The organism is Arthrobacter sp. MPF02 (genome assembly GCF_046605375.1).
Taxonomy (GTDB): Bacteria; Actinomycetota; Actinomycetes; order Actinomycetales; family Micrococcaceae; genus Arthrobacter.
This window is the reverse complement of the sequence record NZ_CP176772.1, coordinates 261,437-277,870: the sequence shown is the minus strand read 5'-3', so window position 1 is coordinate 277,870 and position 16,434 is coordinate 261,437. Positions and strand designations below refer to the sequence as shown.

The following is a 16,434-nucleotide window of genomic DNA, read 5'->3' as shown; positions in this document are numbered from 1 at the left end:
ACCCGTGCGCAACGTGGCGCGCACAACGTTGCCCACCCGCTCTTCCACAAGAGCCAAAATCCCTGGAGTTGATCCTTGGCCGTCGCCGACCGCCCCCGCCCTCTTCGGCAACCGATGACCGTTCTCACAGCATTGCGCTCTCCGCGGCAGCTCTCGCGCGAGGTCCTTGCCGGAATGGTCACTACCCTCGCCCTCGTCCCGGAAGTCATCTCGTTCTCGGTCGTCGCCGGCGTGGATCCGATGGTGAGCCTTGTCGCCTCCATCGTCCTGGCCGTGGCCATGTCGGTCCTGGGCGGCCGGCCCGGCATGGTGACGGCGGCGGCCGGCTCCGTTGCCCTCGTCATCGCACCGCTGGTGCACGAACACGGGGTCCAGTATGTCCTGCCGACGGTCCTCCTGGCCGGGCTGATTCAGGTCGTCTTTGGCTTGGCAGGCCTGGCGCGCCTGATGCGGTTCATCCCGCGCTCCGTGATGATCGGCTTCGTCAACGCCCTGGGTGTGCTGATCTTCATGGCTCAGGTACCGCACGTGCTCAACGTCCCGTGGATTGCCTACGCCCTGTTCGCACTGACGCTGGCCATTATTTTCATCCTGCCGCGGTTCACCAAGGTTGTCCCCTCCCCGCTGGTGGCGATCGTCGTCGTCACGGCGATCGCGATCATCGCCGGCCTCACGGTTCCCAACGTTTCGGACGAGGGCCCGCTCACTGGCCGGATGCCCGGGATCACGCCTTTCCTTGCTCCGCTCGACGTTGAGACTTTCAAGCTGATCCTGCCCACCGCGCTCAGCGTGGCGTTTGTCGGCCTGATGGAAACGCTCCTGACGGCAAAACTTGTCGACGACATCACGGACACCCCCTCCCACAAGGGCCGCGAATCGTGGGCCCTGGGCGTCTCAAATATCCTTGCCGGCTTCTACGGCGGCATCGCCGGGTGCGCAATGATCGGCCAGACAGTTCTTAATGTGAAGACGGGCCAGGCACGCACCCGCATCTCAACCTTCGTGGCCGGGGTGTTCCTGCTGGCCCTGGTGACGGGCCTTAGCCCAGTCATGGGGCAGATCCCCATGGTCGCCCTTGCCGCGGTGATGATGGTGGTTGCCGTCACCACAGTCGACTGGCACAGTGTGAAGCCGTCCACCCTGAGAAGGATGCCCCTGCCGGAAACGATCGTTATGGGTGTGACCGTGGCCGTCGTGGTCCTCACCGGGAACCTTGCCTACGGCGTCCTGGTGGGCGTTGTCTTGGCGATGGTGCTCTTCGCGCGCCGGGTGGCGCATGTCATCAACGTTGAACGGACGGTGGCGGCGGATGGCAAGAGCGTGCACTACGAGGTGGTGGGGCCGTTGTTCTTCGGCAGCAGTAATGACCTGGTGGAGCATTTCGCCTACGCCGACGACCCGCAGTCCGTGACAATCGACCTCGGCCGGGCCCAAATTTGGGATGCTTCAACCGTCGCCGCCCTTGACTCCATAGAAACGAAGTACGGTTCCCACGGCGCCACGGTGACCATACAGGGACTTGATGAGCGCAGCACGGTCTTCCACCGCCGGCTCAGCGGGCATTTGGGCGCCTGACCCCCACTGCCGACGCGCGAATCCTAGTTAAGCTCAGATGTGCTCGAGAGGATATAACCGGGAGAAGTATCGCCCTCCATTGCTTCCGGACGGGCATTCGGTCGTGCGCTTGGTGGCCCCACAGATCCTCGTTGGATTAGCTGCGCTTCCAGGGCGGGCAGGCTGTTGGGGGATTTCCGCCCTTGAATCTGGTGAATCAGAGCGGTGGCAGCGGCTACGCCCATGTCATAGACGGGTTGGGCTATGACTGTCAGGGGAGGCGTGGTGAGACGCGTCCAGGCGAAGTCGTCGTACATCAGGAACGAAACGTCCTCGGGGATCGAAAGGCCAAGATCCTGGATGGCCCCGAGCACGCTGAGTGCGATAAGCCCGTCCGACGCCACGACGGCGGTAGCCGGGTCCGCTAGGGCGAGAAGTTCGCGCGTGATGTTTCGGATGGAGTCTGCGTCTCCGGCATTGAGCCGGACCAGGTCGTAGGGAAATGGAAGCCCGTTATCCGAGAACGCCCGCTTCATTCCCTCCAGGCGCTCCGAGATCTGCGATGACTCGACCTGCGTTTCTTCGCTGAACGGTGATTCCGCCTTCAAGGTGGAGATGAAGGCCACCCTTCGGTGGCCCCGGTCCAAGAGGTATTGGGTCGCCACGCGTGAGATGCCTGTCGTGTTGACGGCGATGGTTTCAACGGGGAGTCCTTGCGCGGTCCGGTCAAGCAGGACCAAGGGCCGTCCTGATTCATAAACCCGCTGCAGATGTTGTGTCTCTGCCGATGATGCAGGAGCCACAATAAGGCCGTCGACCCGCTTGTCCAGCAGAACCTGGACGGCATCGATTTCCGCGTCCTGCTCTTCGTCAGTGTTCACCAGGATGACGTTGTAGCCGCCTTTTTTCGCGGTGTCCGTGATTCCCCTCGTGGCCAGTCCGAAGTGGGGGTTTTCGATATCCCCAACCACCACGCCTATGGTGTGTGATTTCCCCGTGTTCATGCTGCGGGCGAGCTCGTTGGGACGGTAGGAGAGTTCTTCGGCAGCCGCCAGGACCCGCTCCTTCACGTCGTCGCTGACGGCCCCGTAATTACCCAGTGCCCGGGCAGCCTGGGCCTTGGAGACGCCGGCTGCCCGGGCAACATCCGCTACGGTGACGTCGCGGCGCCGCGAATTGTTGCTGCTCATTTCTGCCTTTCCGAAGGTGGCCTTGACGGCCCATGTGGCTTGCGTTACATTCTTTACCAACCCCAATGTGAGCCCGGTCTCAACCCTAGCGAATGAGACCGGACTCAGCAAGCAAACGCAGCCACAAGCAGATGCACCTAAAGGCCAACGGCCGCCCTCTTCCCACGATTGGAAAAACTTTGAGCACTCGATTCAAGTTCCGCCCGGCCGCCATGGCCGCTGCCGCCGTCGCGGCTGTCCTGGCACTGTCCGGCTGCGCGGGGTCTACTCCCGCATCCCAGTCCTCAGCTGACAACCCTTACGGCCTGATCCAGCCGGGCACGGTCCGGGTCGCCAGCCTGGGTGATTCCAAGCCCTACACCTTCACTGATGCGCAGGGTAATTTCACGGGTTTTGACGTGGAACTGTTCAAGGACGTAGCCAAGCGGGCCGGAGTGGACAACGTCGTCTTCACCGGCCAGGACTTCTCGGCAATCCTGCCCGCCGTGGCCAACGGCCAGTTCGACGCCGGCGTGGCAGCAATCGGAATCACCGATAAACGCAAAGAAACCGTGGACTTCTCCAACGGCTACCTCGCCGGCTACCTGACGGTCCTGACCACCAAGGACTCCGGCATCAAGGACGCCAACGGTCTCTCCGGCAAACGCCTCGGCGTGGTGCAGGGAACCCTGCAGGAAGCCTACGCCGTCAAAAACTTCACCACCGCGAGCCTGGTCCGGTTCCCGGACAACAACTCGGCGATCGCAGCAGTGAACAGCGGCTCGGCCGACGCCCACTTCCTCGACTACGAGGCGGCCAAGGACTACACCGAACAGCACGGCCTGGTCAGTGTTGCGGACATCCCCTCCTTCGACGCCCCGGCCGGCTTCGCCGTCGCCAAGGACAAGACCGCCTTCAAGGAAGCCCTGAACAAGGCCCTTGCAGAAGCCATGGAAGACGGTACCTGGAAGACCCTCTACCAGAAGTGGTTCCCCGGCTCGCCGATGCCCGAGCAGTACCTGCCCAAAGCCGAGCAGACAGCAACACCTGCACCCACCACTGCCAAGTAAGCACATCGGACACCACCCGACTGCACCCTCCGGGGCGGACCGCAACCACGCGGTCCGCCCCGGGACCCACAAGCCAACTACGTCTGAGAGCATCCCATGGACTGGTTAAACACAATCATCCGTACCTTTTTCGACTTCAATGCGATGGCCGAAGTCCTCCCGCAACTCATCGGGGTCGGGCTCGTCAACACCCTGATCATTTCCATCGCCGCGACCATCCTCGGCGTGGTCCTGGGCATGGTGATCGCCGTGATGGGCATCTCCCCCTCCAAATGGCTCCGCGTTCCGGCCCGGATCTACACCGACCTGTTCCGCGGCCTTCCCGCGATCCTCACCATCCTGCTGATCGGCCAGGGGTTTGCCCGGTTCAGCCAGTCGATCTTCGGACCCTCGCCATACCCGCTGGGCATCATTGCGTTGAGCCTGATCGCAAGCGCTTATATCGGCGAAATCTTCCGGGCCGGCATCCAGAGCGTCGACAAAGGCCAAGGCGAGGCCTGCCGCGCCCTGGGTATGAGCTACGCCAAGTCCATGGCCCTGGTGGTTATCCCGCAAGGCATCCGCCGCGTCCTGCCCGCCCTGGTGAACCAGTTCATCGCCATCGTCAAGGATTCCTCGCTCGTTTACTTCCTGGGCCTGCTGGTGAGCGAACGGGAACTCTTCCGCGTGGGCCAGGATGCCGCCGTCCTTTCCGGTAACCTCTCTCCGCTGGTGGCCGCAGGCATCTTCTACTTGATCATCACAGTGCCCCTGACCCACCTGGTCAACTACTTCGATGCCAGGTTCCGCACCGGCCGGCGCCGCCCGGCACCGCCTACGAGCGGCCTGAAGGAAGTCAAAGAACTCGATGCGGCCTCGCCGCTCATCACCGGGAGCAACACATGAGCCTCGCCAACAACACCTCAACCCCTGCCACAGCCCGGGATATCGAGACCTTCCACGGCTCCAGCCTGGAACTGAAGAACCTCACCATGGCCTACGGGGACATCGAAGTCCTCCGGAACGTCAACCTCACCGTGGCGCCGGGAACCACCACCTGCATCATCGGTCCTTCCGGTTCAGGCAAGTCCACCCTCCTTCGGGGAATCAACCGCCTGCACGAACCCAAGAGCGGGGATGTGCTGCTCGCCGGGAAAAGCGCCCTGCAGGTCAACCCTGACATTCTGCGGGCGCGGATCGGCATGGTGTTCCAGCACTTCAACCTGTTCCCGGATCACACCGCCTTGGAAAATGTGGCTCTGGCACTCTGGAGCGTGAAGGGCATGCCGAAGGCGGAAGCACGGGAACGCGCACGCCGCCGTCTTGCCGAAGTCGGGCTGGCGGAACGGGCAGACCACCGCCCGCGGGACCTCTCAGGCGGGCAGCAGCAGCGCGTTGCGATCGCCCGGGCCCTGGCCATGGAGCCCGAAGTCATGCTGTTCGACGAAGCCACAAGCGCACTCGATCCCGAGCTCGTCAAGGGCGTGCTGAACCTGATGGCAGGCCTCGCCAAGAGGGGCATGACCATGGTTGTGGTCACCCACGAAATGGGATTCGCGCGCAAGGTGGCCGACCAGGTCGTTTTCATGGATGAAGGCGAAGTTGTCGAAGCCGGCGCCCCTGCTGATCTTTTCGATAATCCAAAAAGCGAACGCCTCCAGCGCTTCCTCTCGGAAGTTCTCTGATGAGCCGGGTTACAACATCCTCAATACGCACCGCCGTGGTTGGCTTCGGTGTCTCCGGCAAAGTCTTCCACGCGCCGCTGATCGCGGCTGATCCCGGCTACTCCCTGGACGTCATCGTCACAGCTGACACCGCCCGTGCTGCCGAGGCGGCCAGGCTCTACCCCACTGCCCGGATCGTTCCAACGCCGGAGGCCTTGTTTTCCCTCGCCAACGACCTCGATCTCGTAATCCTCGGAACGCCGCCCCTTACCCACTTTGACCTCGCCTCGGAAGCGATCGCCCGCGGGCTTCATGTGGTCGTGGATAAACCGTTTGTCTCCACATCCGCCCAAGGCGAAGCCCTGATTGCCCAGGCAAGTGACGCCGGCGTCCAGCTCACGGTCTTCCAAAACCGGCGCTGGGACGCGGACTTCCTGACGCTGAAAAAGCTGGTGGGAGAAGGCCTGCTGGGTGAAGTCCGGAGCTTTGAGTCCCGGTTTGAGTGGTGGCGCCCGGAGGGCTTCGGAAACTGGCGCGACACCGCTCCGCTGGCCGAGGGCGGCGGAATCCTCCATGACCTGGGTGCCCACCTTATCGATCAGGCCATCCAATTGTTCGGTGCTGTGACGGAGACCTACGGCGAGACGGCAAACCACGGCCCTCACCAGGACGCTGCCGACACCGAAGCCTTCGTCTCACTGCTCCACGAATCCGGTGTCCGATCCAGGTTGTGGATGAACGGCATGGCCCCGCAGGTCGGGCCCCGCTTCCACGTTCTCGGTTCCCAAGCCGGATACACCAAATGGGGCCTGGACACCCAGGAACCTGATCTTGCAGCGGGCAAGTCCCCGCTTGATGCCTCCTATGGCGTGGAGCCCCAGGACGCTTGGGGGGTCCTGGGGATCGACGGCAACACCGTTCCGATTGAAGCAGAAGCAGGGGGCTATCCGCGGTTTTACGCCGCGCTGGCTGCTGCACTCCGCGGCGAGGGCCCCGTGCCCGTCGACCCGGCCCAGTCCCTTGAGGTCCTTCGAATCATCGAAAGGATCCACGCCTTCGCCTAGGCGTCACCAGCACCACAAGAGCACTGGCATACACCAATGCCGGAATGATCGTCCCAAGAACATCCAGAAAGGGAGAACCATGTCCTCCACAGCCCCAGCCCAACACATCGTTGTCATCGGTGGCGGCATCCTCGGCGCGTCGACCTCGATGCACCTCGCCCGGGGCGGCGCACAGGTGACACTCGTGACAGCCGGCCTGCTCGCCAACGGCGCCTCGGGCCGTTCGATCGCGTGGCTTAATTCATCGGGTGCACGCTCAGCGGAGTACCACTACCTGCGGATGCTGGCCATCGACCGATACCGGACATGGAGCTCGCATCATCCCGAAAGCAGCAGCTACATCCGGTTCGACGGTGCTTTGAAGTGGGCCGGCCCCGGGGAAAGCTTCCGGGACACCTTCGCCTTCGAGCGGTCAACCGGATACCACTCCCTTTGGCTCGACCGCGCAGATGTGCCGCGGGTTGCGCCCGACGTGAACGCACAGGCCGTGGCCGAAGAAGGAGCAATTTACAACCCCGGGGAAGGATGGGTAAACATGCCCGACTTCATCCCGGCCCTGGCAGCGGAAGCAACAGCCAGCGGGGCGACCATCATCGAGGATGCCGGCGATGTGCGGGTCGACGTTCAGGACGGCTCGGCAGTCGGCGTCATCCTCGGCGACGGGACACGGTTGGCCGCAGACCGGGTAGTGCTCGCCACCGGAGGCGAAGTCCCTGCCCAGCTTGCCGCCCTTGGCGTAACGGTGCCGGACGCCACCCCGGCCGCTTTCGTGCTGTTCACCGATCCGGTCGACTTCGAAGTAAAGACCGTGCTCAACACCCCCCGCGTGGCTGTACGCCCCACCCCTGACGGCCGGCTGGTACTCGATGCCGACTGGGCAGAGCAGTCGGTGATCGTTGAGGACGACGGCTCCTTCACCATTCCGGAAGAATCCGTACAGGGCCTGCTCAACGAGGCATCAAAGGTGCTCGCCGGAAACCCCCGGCTTACCGCGCAGAAAGTAGGAGCAGGACTGAAGCCCATTCCAGGTGATGGTGAACCGGTTGTGGGCCCGGTCCCCGCGATCGCAGGCCTTCATACGGTATTCACCCACTCAGGTGCAACCCTCGGGCTGATCCTCGGCGAACTCCTCGCCGAGGAGGTCCTCACCGGAAACCCGTCTCCTGTACTGAAGTCCTTCCGCCTCGACCGCTTTGACACCAGTTCCGCTACCCCGGAAACCGTGGGCACAGGCGCCTGGGCACCTGTATCCCAGGCTTAGCAAGCGGGTACGGTGAGTGGTGGCACCTGCCGCCGCTCCCCGTACCCTTACCACAGCTTTGCCCCCGCCTACATGCTGGGCGGGCCGACTGAATCCCGCTTGTTGAGTCGCGCCTCCAACACATTGTGCTTAGGAACCGATGCCTCGCCGGCAATTCTGGCCAGGAGAAGCTCCGCTGCCATCGAACCGATGCGGTGGACCGGCTGGTGAACCGCTGTGATTGCCGGCTGCATGAACGCCATCCATTCGAGGTCGTCGAAACAAACCAGCGACATCTGATCCGGAACCTCGAGCTTCAGGTCGGCTATCGCCTGCATGACGCCACGGGACATGGTTCCATCAGCCGAGAAGACAGCCGTCGGTGGGCACTGATGTTCAAGAAGATGAATGGCTTCATTGTGCGCGGCCGCGGATGAGTAGGCGCCGACGCGGCGGATAAGGTGGGCCTGCACGGGGACGGCAGCGTCCCGATGTGCGTCGAGGTAGCCAAGCAGCCGCTGCCAACTTGGATAGAGTGTCGCTGCTGCGACAGGGGATTGCGCCGCCCGGGCAACAAAGTCCTCGAGGCTGCCGTTTTCCGTCTGTTCGAGTTCGGCGATGATCCCTATACGCTCATGGCCCCTTTCCAACAGATGGGCGACTGCTTCACGGGCAGCGCCACGGTTGTCCACAGTCACTGAGTCTGCTGCCAAATTGTAGGCTGCCCGGTCTACTTGGACTACTGGGATACCACCGGCTATAAGACTGTGAAGGTGTTCCGACCCCTGGACATCACACGGACTGATGATGAGTCCGTCGACGCGTTTTTCCTGGAGCAGTTGAACAGCTTCCCTCTCACGTTCGAGGTTTTCGTCACTGTTGGTGAGAATGACGCCGAATCCTCGCGGCCTTGCCACGTCGCCGATTCCGCGCAGGACACGGGCGTAAAAGGCGTTGTCGATGTCTGCGGCGACTACCCCTATGGTTTGGCTCCTGCCAGTGACAAGGCCGCGGGCGAGAGTATTTGGCTTATAGCCAAGCTTGCGCGCCGCAGCTTCAACTCGTGTTGCCACCTCACTGCTGGCGTAACCGTAACCGCCCAGGACCCTTCCGGCGGTAGCTGTACTGACACCGGCCTCAGCAGCGACCTGGGTGATAGTCACCCTGGGAGGTGGCGCCATAACAGTCCTTCCGTGCAGTGTTCCAGCCTGCGCGTGTATGCGCGGAGCCGGGGTCAGTAGCTTACCTTCCGCATGTAACTGTTAAGCCGTCACCCGACTGGCGGATCTGCGGCGGAGCGGAGGGCGCCGGTGATAGTCCCCTGGGTTTCGTTGGCATCGGGCAGGGGGACAGCGGTGAGTGATTCCCCTCTTCCGAAGGCCCCGAGCCTGCTGCACGTGAGAGCGGAGGCTTCCGAGGCCATTGCCAATACCTCCTGTGGTTGTCCTGCCGCCAGGAGGCCTGTCAACACATTGGCGATGAATGTGTCACCGGCCCCCAGGGTGTCCACCAAAGCGGTCTCCGCCGCGTTGACGCGATAGGTGTTTTCTTCTCCCACCAAAACGGCTCCATCTGCCCCACGTGTCACCAGCGCCCAGGTTGCGCCAAGGGCGACGGCCTGCCGGCCGAGGTCAAGCGCTGCTGTGCCGGTCAGCTCTCCTCCCGAGAAAGTGGCGAGGTAGCAGTGCGGGGCTACCGCCGCTAAGAGGCGAATGTCCCTGTTGGTTGAGAAATCGAAGGACAACCTTGATACAGCTGCAAGGCCCGGAACCACATCCTGAAGCAGGCTGGAGACGCTGAGGTGGACGGCATCAAAACCAGACGCCGAAGAAACGAAGCCACCACCAAGTTCGGCACGGGAGACTCCCAGGCCGACTTCCCGGAACACCCTGTCCCCGTTGTTCCGGCCAATGACGCAGTAAGCGGTGTTGCCGGACCGGACCTGCACCATGTCAGTGGACACCCCTTCAAGTGTCAAAGAGTCCAGGATGAGGGCACCTGCAGAATCCGTGCCCACTGTCCCGGCATAAGCCACTTTGGCTCCAGCGCGGCGGGCGAAAACCGCCACATTCACGGCATTGCCCCCTGCGAAAACCTGTCCCTCATCTACGTAGCAGTCCACGACGTTGTCCCTGGCTGTCAGTATCGAAACCATGACGCCTCCCGAGTAATCATTCCCAAACAATAAGAGAACGCTCTCATAATGTCGAGTCCCCCTTACCCTCTTGACTGCTCTTTCAGGCAAGATGTAGCTTGTCAACTTATGAAAACGCTCTCACAAATCCTCTAGCGTGATAGCAACCTCTTCGCAGATCGGGAAAACCATGCACACACACCGCTCAAAAAAATTCCGTCCAGGCATGGCCATGGCGGCCGCGGCCATAATCGCCAGCCTCGTCACCGCATGTGCCGGCACTCCCGCCTCGCCTCCCTCGGATGACAACCCCTATGAACTCATCCAGGCGGGCACGGTCAGAGTCGCCAGCGTCGGCGATCTGAAGCCATATGCATTTGCCGATGCCCAGGGTAATTTCACGGGTTTTGACGTGGAACTGTTCAAGGACGTAGCCAAGCGGGCCGGAGTGGACAACGTCGTCTTCACCGGCCAGGACTTCTCGGCAATCCTGCCCGCCGTAGCCAACGGCCAGTTCGACGCCGGCGTGGCAGCAATCGGAATCACCGACAAACGCAAAGAAACCGTGGACTTCTCCAACGGCTACCTCGCCGGCTACCTGACGGTCCTGACCACCAAGGACTCCGGCATCAAGGACGCCAACGGCCTCTCCGGCAAACGCCTCGGCGTGGTGCAGGGAACCCTGCAGGAAGCCTACGCCGTCAAAAACTTCACCACCGCGAGCCTGGTCCGGTTCCCGGACAACAACTCGGCAATCGCAGCAGTGAACAACGGTTCCGCCGACGCCCACTTCCTCGACTACGAAACCGCCAAGGACTACACCGAACAGCACGGCCTGGTCAGTGTTGCGGACATCCCCTCCTTCGACGCCCCGGCCGGCTTCGCCGTCGCCAAGGACAAGACCGCCTTCAAGGAAGCCCTGAACAAGGCCCTTGCAGAAGCCATGGAAGACGGCACCTGGAAGACCCTCTACCAGAAGTGGTTCCCCGGCTCGCCGATGCCCGAGCAGTACCTGCCCAAAGCCGAGCAAACAGCAACACCTGCACCCACCACTGCCAAGTAAGCATCTGACTACGTCTCTGTCCAACGAGAGTGAAGGAACAACAATGACCGACGGCACCTTTATCGGTATACAGCCAGTCAAGGAAATTCCAGGCAACATCCGGGAATCCCAGGAGCACGCGCTGACGCTGTGGCCGGACATCAGGTCCTACATACTGGACCTGCCCGAACTCACCAGGGTCTACCTCGTCGGCGCCGGAGGTTCCCTTTCCGGACTGCACGCGGCGCAGTATCTCCTGGACCGCCGGGGCACCACGCCAGTGACCTCAGTCAACTCTGACGAGTTCTACCATCGCGACTCGCCTGGAGTCGGGCCCGGTGCCCTCGTTATCGCTTTCTCTGCTGCCGGCATGACCCCTGAGACCGCTCAGGCAGCCTCCCTGGCACAGGAGCGGGGGGCCGCCGTCGCGGCCGTGACGCTCAATGCAGAAGGCGCCCTGGCAAACGCCGTCAAAACAGCGTTCGTTGCCAGAACCGGTGACGGTAATCAGATCCTCCTGCAACTGCTGGCCCTCGCGATCCTGGAACGCGAAGGCCAGGGGGTGGCCGCGGAGCTTTCAGCCCTGCGCGCCCTGCCGGCCGCCACCGAAACTGCGGTGCACGCGTTCGAACCCTTAGCCGCCAAAATTGCGGATATCATGAAGGACGTACCCGTCACGTACCTCATCGCCTCCGGATCCCTGCAGGGCATGGGCAGCACCTTCACCAGCTGCTTCCTGCAGGAAATGCAGTGGATGCATGCAGCAACCATCAACGCGAACGAATTCTTTCAAGGTCCATTCGAGGTCTTCGACAAGGACACCAAAAGCATTCTGTACCTACCCGAAGACGAAACCCGTCCCATGGCGGAACGCGCGGACCGCTTCCTCGAGGAGTACAGCGGAGAAACATACCGGGTGGACAGCCGCGACCTTGAACTACCAGGGATTCCCCAACAACTCCGCGCCTTCGTCGCCCCGCTGGTCTTCTACCCTCTCGCATTCCGGCTTGCAGCGCACTATGCAGCGGTACGTGGCTACTCCCTGGAGGGGCGCCGCTACATGTGGCAGTTCGCGTACTAGCAGGAAGGGGACAGGAACCGGAGGGGCAAAGCAGCAAGTGGAAACAGTGCCGCGCCTACAGTATCCGGTCGCTGCGGGCGGTGCGGTTCCTTCCCAGCGACTTGGCCAGGTAGAGAGCCGAGTCGGCGTCGGCGATGACGTCGTCCACCCGGGAGGTCTCGGTGTCGTACATTGAAATGCCGTAGCTGACGGTGGGCATCCGCATCCCGTCGACGCCGGGTGCAACAGCCAGGCGGCGGCTGATCTCCTCGGCCACCAGTTCCGCACGCTCGGCGCTTGCCCCGGGCAGCAGCAGGACAAACTCCTCACCGCCGTACCGGCCCACCAGGTCGGTGGACCGGACCGATTCGGAGCAGGCCTCGGCAAACCGCTGCAGGGCGCAGTCCCCTGCGGCGTGGCCATAGGTGTCATTGACGGCCTTGAAGTGGTCAAGGTCGGCCAGGATCAGGGCTCCGGATCCGCGGGTAATGGCACGGTCGGACAGCAGCTCGGCCGCCAGGTCCAGGAAGGCCTTGCGGTTGAGGAGACCGGTCAGGTCATCGCGGGAGGCCACCACGCGAAGGGCACGTGTTTGCTGCTCACTGCTCAGGGCGGCCATGCTGAAGGAAACCACCACCAGCAGCACCATGGTCACCAGGGTGGTGACCGCCGAACCGAACACGGTGGTGAACGTGGGCCCGTGCTGCCCCTCCAGCAGAAAAGCCACCCAGCGGAAGAAGTAGAAAACCGCCAGGCCGCCTGCGGACACAGCCATCGGGATCCGCACCCGTGAATATCCCGGCTCCAGCCGCCACAGCTCACGCGACGCAAGGCCGATGCTCACGCTCATGGCCGCCAGGAACACCGGGCCGCCGGACCAGGTGTTGGTGGCCGGACTGTCCAGCACGGACGCCACCAGGACCACCAGCGGGATGCCCGTGAACGCCCACTTGGGCGGCGCCACTGTCCGCAGCGACCGCGCACCGGCCCACACTGCCACGCCGCCTTGCACCAGCAGCACGTTTCCCAGCGGATTCGCCCACACCTGGTGGCTGGTGCCGTCCAGCAGGAAGCAGGCGGACCCGGTGAGGAAGAAGATGAGGGCCAGGCACCACCAGCCGCTGTAGGGCGAGCGCGTGACGCGGTAGGCGGAGAAATAGAACAGGAAAACCAACACCAGGGCCATCAGGCCAAAGGCGATGCGAAGGGTCGTGGTGTCCAGAACCATGTCTTCGAAAGACCCCCTGCGCCCAATTCGGTTTTGCCCCAAGTATCGCACTGAGCCCCCGGTCCTGCAGCAGTGGTGCGTGGCATCCCGGGAACCGCCTAGGGTGGGTTGTACGCAAGGACCGCCAGCACAGCACCACCGAAAGGCATCCCATGTTCCTTCTCTTCGGCTTAAAAACGGTACTCAAGGCGCTTCCCGGCAAGGCCGCCACCTGCCAGTACTGCCGGCAGTTCGTCCACCACAGGTTGGAGGAGCGCGCCACCAAATTCACGCTGTTCTTTGTCCCTGTGTTCACCACGTCGCGCAAATACACCATCACCTGCACCAACTGCGGCTACGCCTCGTCCATATCGGGGCGGCAAAAGCGGGCAATGGAACTGCAGCGGTAGCGGAGCCCGGGAACTAAACCAGGTCCAAGTAGAGTTGGACCCACTATGGACGACCCTCCTTCACATATGCCCAGGCCCCTCTGCCACCTGACCGGATTCCCGGCCACGATTGGAGAGGGGCGCCCCAATGTATGAATGGCTCATGCTCGGCATCGGCCTTGTCCTGACTGTCGGCACCGGCTTCTTCGTCGCCTCAGAGTTCGCCTTGGTGAACCTTGACCGGCACGACCTTGAAGCCCGCCAGGCCCGCGGTGAGAAGCGGCTGGGGCCTACCATCAAGGCCCTGAAAATCACCTCGACCCACCTGTCCGGAGCGCAGCTGGGCATCACGCTCACCACGCTCCTGACCGGCTACACCTTCGAACCGGCCATCAGCAAAATGCTCAGCGGCCCGCTCACCTCGCTCGGGGTACCGGAAGCCCTGGTCCCCGCGGTCGGATCCGTGGCCGGCATCTTCCTGGCCACCGTCTTCTCCATGGTGATCGGCGAACTCGTGCCCAAAAACTTCGCCCTCGCCCTGCCGCTGGCCACAGCCAAGGTGGTGGTGCCGTTCCAGGCGCTGTTCACCGCCGTGTTCAAGCCGGTGATCCTGCTGTTCAACAACACGGCCAACCGGATCATCCGCTCCTTCGGCATCGAGCCAAAGGAGGAACTGTCCGGCGCCCGCAGTGCCGAAGAGCTGAGTTCTTTGGTGCGCCGCTCCGCCGTCGAAGGCGTCCTGGACCCGGACCATGCCACCTTGCTGCACCGCACCCTCCGTTTCTCGGAGCACAGCGCCGTGGACGTGATGACGCCGCGCGTGCGGATGACCGCCGTCGGACTCGCTGACACGGCGGAGGACATCGTGAACCTGGCCAAGGCCACCGGCTACTCCCGTTTCCCCGTGATCGGACGCGACCGGGACGACGTCCTGGGCGTGCTGCACGTCAAGCAGGCGTTTGCCGTGAACCTGGACGAACGCGGCAACGTGACAGCGGAGAACCTGATGATCGAGCCGCTCCGCGTGCCGGAAAGCATGGGTGTGGACACCCTCCTGGGGCTGCTGCGCCGGCAGGGCCTGCAGGTGGCCATCGTCTCGGACGAGCATGGCGGCACCGCGGGAATCGTCACCCTCGAGGACCTCGTCGAGGAAATCGTGGGCGAGCTGGAGGACGAACACGACCGTGCCCGGGCCGGCGTGGTCCGGGTGGGCCGGTCCGTCACGTTCGACGCCGCCCTCCGCCCGGACGAGTTGCTGGACCGCACCGGCATCGAGGTGCCCGACGGCGAATACGACACCGTGGCCGGCTACGTCACCGACCAGCTGGACCGGCTGCCCGAGCTGGGGGACGAGGTGGAGGTCGACGGCGGAACGCTGCGTGTGGAGCGCGTGTCCGGCACGCACGTGGAGCGGCTCCGCTTCACGCCTGCCGAGTCCGGCGAACCCCCGCAGAGCCCCCACGACCGCATCATTGAAACCCTCACCCGGGAGCTGACCCATGAGTGAATACCTTCCCGGCATCATCTGGCTGGCCGTGCTCCTGGTGGTGAACGGCTTCTTCGTGGGCGCCGAGTTCGCAGTGATTTCCGCCCGCCGGTCCCAGATCGAACCCAAGGCCGAGGCCGGCAGCAAGGCGGCAAAGACCACGCTCTGGGCGATGGAGCACGCCACGCTCATGCTGGCCACCAGCCAGCTGGGCATTACCGTCTGCTCCCTGGTCATCCTGAACGTGTCCGAACCGGCCATCCACCACCTGCTGGAAATCCCGCTGGCCCTGACCCCGCTGTCCTACGAGGCAATCAGCATCATCGCGTTCGCTGTGGCGCTTTTGCTGGTGACGTTCCTGCACGTGGTGCTGGGCGAGATGGTGCCCAAGAACATCTCGTTCTCGGTGCCCACCCGCGCCGCCCTGATTTTGGCTCCCCCGCTGGTGATGGTGGCCCGGGTCTTCAAGCCGGTGATCTGGACCCTGAACGGGATTGCCAATGCCATCCTGCGGCTGTTCCGGGTGGAGCCCAAGGATGAGGCCACCAGCGCCTACACCCTGGACGAGGTGGCGAACATCGTGGAGCAGTCCACGCGGGACGGCGTGCTCACGGACACCAGCGGCACCCTGAACGCCGCGTTCGAGTTCACCGCAAAGACGGTGGACGACGTCCAGGTTCCGCTGGCCGAGATGGTGCTGCTGCCCGAGTCCTCCACTCCTGCGGACATCCAGCAGGCGGTGTCCCGGCACGGCTACTCGCGCTACATCCTCACCAACCACGATGACGAGCCGGCCGGGTACCTGCACCTGAAGGACGTTATGGACCTCACCTCGGCGGAGAAGTTCCATCGGCCGGTGCCTGCCAAACGCATCCGGAGACTCGCTTCGGCCTTCTCGGAGGCGGAGCTTGAGGATGCCCTGGCGTCCATGCGCCGCACCGGCGCCCACGTGGCCCGCGTCTTTGACGCGCAGGGCCGCACCACCGGCGTGCTCTTCCTGGAGGACATCATTGAGGAACTGGTGGGTGAGGTGCAGGACGCCACCAGCGCCTAGCTTCCTCCCCGTTCCGGGGCGCGGCTTCCTTCCGGAGGCCGCGCCCCCTTTTGTTTCAGGACCCCTGCGGCTCAGGCCGACGACGGCGGCCGCGGCTGGAGTAGGACGCGATCCCTTTGCTGCCGTCCCCGGCAGCCCGCCGGGAACCGCGAGGACGGGAGGTGGTTACGGTGATTGCCGTTGCCGCGTGCCTTGAGCTCCCCGCACCCATCACCCAGACCATTCCCCTCGCCTGCGCCGGTTCCGCCTGATCTTCCGGCATCGGTAGAGCCGACCGCACCCTGCTGCTTGTTGCAGTGGACGACGAACTCCTCCACGCCGC

At 63.5% G+C, this 16,434-nt stretch carries 15 protein-coding genes; 11 read left to right on the top strand and 4 right to left on the bottom strand.

Annotated elements, in window-relative coordinates; translation table 11 throughout:
* The first annotated feature begins 114 nt into the window (after positions 1-114).
* The gene (locus tag ACLH0K_RS01280) at positions 115-1,575 is read left to right on the top strand and encodes a SulP family inorganic anion transporter (protein ID WP_411375073.1); all 1,461 of its coding nucleotides are present in this window, start codon (positions 115-117) and stop codon (positions 1,573-1,575) included.
* A gap of 23 nt (positions 1,576-1,598) precedes the next feature.
* Here the strand turns inward: ACLH0K_RS01280 and ACLH0K_RS01275 are convergent, their stop codons facing one another.
* Complete coding sequence (locus ACLH0K_RS01275; RefSeq protein WP_411375072.1) at positions 1,599-2,744, bottom strand: LacI family DNA-binding transcriptional regulator; 1,146 nt, start codon at positions 2,742-2,744, stop codon at positions 1,599-1,601.
* A 212-nt stretch (positions 2,745-2,956) separates the two neighbouring features.
* Between ACLH0K_RS01275 and ACLH0K_RS01270 the strand changes: the two genes are divergently transcribed.
* From ACLH0K_RS01270 to ACLH0K_RS01250, 5 genes are all read left to right on the top strand, one after another.
* Positions 2,957-3,793, top strand: coding sequence for an ABC transporter substrate-binding protein (locus ACLH0K_RS01270; RefSeq protein ID WP_411376528.1), 837 nt, complete (start codon positions 2,957-2,959; stop codon positions 3,791-3,793).
* Positions 3,794-3,889: 96 nt separating this feature from the next.
* Positions 3,890-4,678, top strand: coding sequence for an amino acid ABC transporter permease (locus ACLH0K_RS01265; RefSeq protein ID WP_411375071.1), 789 nt, complete (start codon positions 3,890-3,892; stop codon positions 4,676-4,678).
* Complete coding sequence (locus ACLH0K_RS01260) at positions 4,675-5,457, top strand: amino acid ABC transporter ATP-binding protein (protein ID WP_411375070.1); 783 nt, start codon at positions 4,675-4,677, stop codon at positions 5,455-5,457. The genes ACLH0K_RS01265 and ACLH0K_RS01260 overlap by 4 nt, the downstream gene beginning before the upstream one ends.
* Positions 5,457-6,500, top strand: a complete 1,044-nt coding sequence (locus ACLH0K_RS01255) for a Gfo/Idh/MocA family oxidoreductase (RefSeq protein WP_411375069.1) — start codon at positions 5,457-5,459, stop codon at positions 6,498-6,500. Before ACLH0K_RS01260 ends, ACLH0K_RS01255 begins: the two co-directional genes overlap by 1 nt.
* A gap of 79 nt (positions 6,501-6,579) precedes the next feature.
* Entirely contained in the window at positions 6,580-7,761 is a 1,182-nt protein-coding gene (locus tag ACLH0K_RS01250; RefSeq protein ID WP_411375068.1) for an NAD(P)/FAD-dependent oxidoreductase, read from the top strand.
* Positions 7,762-7,829: 68 nt separating this feature from the next.
* Here ACLH0K_RS01250 and ACLH0K_RS01245 read toward each other — a convergent pair whose 3' ends face one another.
* Both ACLH0K_RS01245 and ACLH0K_RS01240 read right to left on the bottom strand, forming a co-directional pair.
* Positions 7,830-8,903, bottom strand: a complete 1,074-nt coding sequence (locus tag ACLH0K_RS01245) for a LacI family DNA-binding transcriptional regulator (protein ID WP_411375067.1) — start codon at positions 8,901-8,903, stop codon at positions 7,830-7,832.
* 107 nt (positions 8,904-9,010) lie between these two features.
* Positions 9,011-9,895, bottom strand: a complete 885-nt coding sequence (locus ACLH0K_RS01240) for a PfkB family carbohydrate kinase (protein WP_411375066.1) — start codon at positions 9,893-9,895, stop codon at positions 9,011-9,013.
* 205 nt (positions 9,896-10,100) lie between these two features.
* Between ACLH0K_RS01240 and ACLH0K_RS01235 the strand changes: the two genes are divergently transcribed.
* On the top strand, positions 10,101-10,937 hold the full coding sequence (locus ACLH0K_RS01235; protein WP_411375065.1) for an ABC transporter substrate-binding protein: 837 nt from the start codon (positions 10,101-10,103) through the stop codon (positions 10,935-10,937).
* A 43-nt stretch (positions 10,938-10,980) separates the two neighbouring features.
* Complete coding sequence (locus ACLH0K_RS01230; protein WP_411375064.1) at positions 10,981-11,997, top strand: SIS domain-containing protein; 1,017 nt, start codon at positions 10,981-10,983, stop codon at positions 11,995-11,997.
* 55 nt (positions 11,998-12,052) lie between these two features.
* Here ACLH0K_RS01230 and ACLH0K_RS01225 read toward each other — a convergent pair whose 3' ends face one another.
* Positions 12,053-13,204, bottom strand: coding sequence for a GGDEF domain-containing protein (locus ACLH0K_RS01225; RefSeq protein ID WP_411375063.1), 1,152 nt, complete (start codon positions 13,202-13,204; stop codon positions 12,053-12,055).
* Positions 13,205-13,356: 152 nt separating this feature from the next.
* On the opposite strand from ACLH0K_RS01225, the gene ACLH0K_RS01220 reads away from it, so the two are divergent.
* From ACLH0K_RS01220 to ACLH0K_RS01210, 3 genes are all read left to right on the top strand, one after another.
* On the top strand, positions 13,357-13,593 hold the full coding sequence (locus tag ACLH0K_RS01220) for a zinc-ribbon domain-containing protein (protein WP_411375062.1): 237 nt from the start codon (positions 13,357-13,359) through the stop codon (positions 13,591-13,593).
* Positions 13,594-13,720: 127 nt separating this feature from the next.
* Positions 13,721-15,079: a hemolysin family protein gene (locus ACLH0K_RS01215; protein WP_411375061.1), complete on the top strand. Its 1,359-nt coding sequence runs from the start codon at positions 13,721-13,723 to the stop codon at positions 15,077-15,079.
* The gene (locus ACLH0K_RS01210) at positions 15,072-16,112 is read left to right on the top strand and encodes a hemolysin family protein (RefSeq protein WP_411375060.1); all 1,041 of its coding nucleotides are present in this window, start codon (positions 15,072-15,074) and stop codon (positions 16,110-16,112) included. The genes ACLH0K_RS01215 and ACLH0K_RS01210 overlap by 8 nt, the downstream gene beginning before the upstream one ends.
* The last annotated feature ends 322 nt before the right edge of the window (positions 16,113-16,434 follow it).

Coding starts and splice junctions, on each gene's coding strand:
- ACLH0K_RS01280 (WP_411375073.1), top strand. CDS start 115: ATGACCGTTCTCACAGCATTGCGCTCTCCGCGGCAGCTCTCGCGCGAG.
- ACLH0K_RS01275 (WP_411375072.1), bottom strand. CDS start 2,744: ATGAGCAGCAACAATTCGCGGCGCCGCGACGTCACCGTAGCGGATGTT.
- ACLH0K_RS01270 (WP_411376528.1), top strand. CDS start 2,957: ATGGCCGCTGCCGCCGTCGCGGCTGTCCTGGCACTGTCCGGCTGCGCG.
- ACLH0K_RS01265 (WP_411375071.1), top strand. CDS start 3,890: ATGGACTGGTTAAACACAATCATCCGTACCTTTTTCGACTTCAATGCG.
- ACLH0K_RS01260 (WP_411375070.1), top strand. CDS start 4,675: ATGAGCCTCGCCAACAACACCTCAACCCCTGCCACAGCCCGGGATATC.
- ACLH0K_RS01255 (WP_411375069.1), top strand. CDS start 5,457: ATGAGCCGGGTTACAACATCCTCAATACGCACCGCCGTGGTTGGCTTC.
- ACLH0K_RS01250 (WP_411375068.1), top strand. CDS start 6,580: ATGTCCTCCACAGCCCCAGCCCAACACATCGTTGTCATCGGTGGCGGC.
- ACLH0K_RS01240 (WP_411375066.1), bottom strand. CDS start 9,895: ATGGTTTCGATACTGACAGCCAGGGACAACGTCGTGGACTGCTACGTA.
- ACLH0K_RS01235 (WP_411375065.1), top strand. CDS start 10,101: ATGGCCATGGCGGCCGCGGCCATAATCGCCAGCCTCGTCACCGCATGT.
- ACLH0K_RS01230 (WP_411375064.1), top strand. CDS start 10,981: ATGACCGACGGCACCTTTATCGGTATACAGCCAGTCAAGGAAATTCCA.
- ACLH0K_RS01225 (WP_411375063.1), bottom strand. CDS start 13,204: ATGGTTCTGGACACCACGACCCTTCGCATCGCCTTTGGCCTGATGGCC.
- ACLH0K_RS01220 (WP_411375062.1), top strand. CDS start 13,357: ATGTTCCTTCTCTTCGGCTTAAAAACGGTACTCAAGGCGCTTCCCGGC.
- ACLH0K_RS01215 (WP_411375061.1), top strand. CDS start 13,721: ATGTATGAATGGCTCATGCTCGGCATCGGCCTTGTCCTGACTGTCGGC.
- ACLH0K_RS01210 (WP_411375060.1), top strand. CDS start 15,072: ATGAGTGAATACCTTCCCGGCATCATCTGGCTGGCCGTGCTCCTGGTG.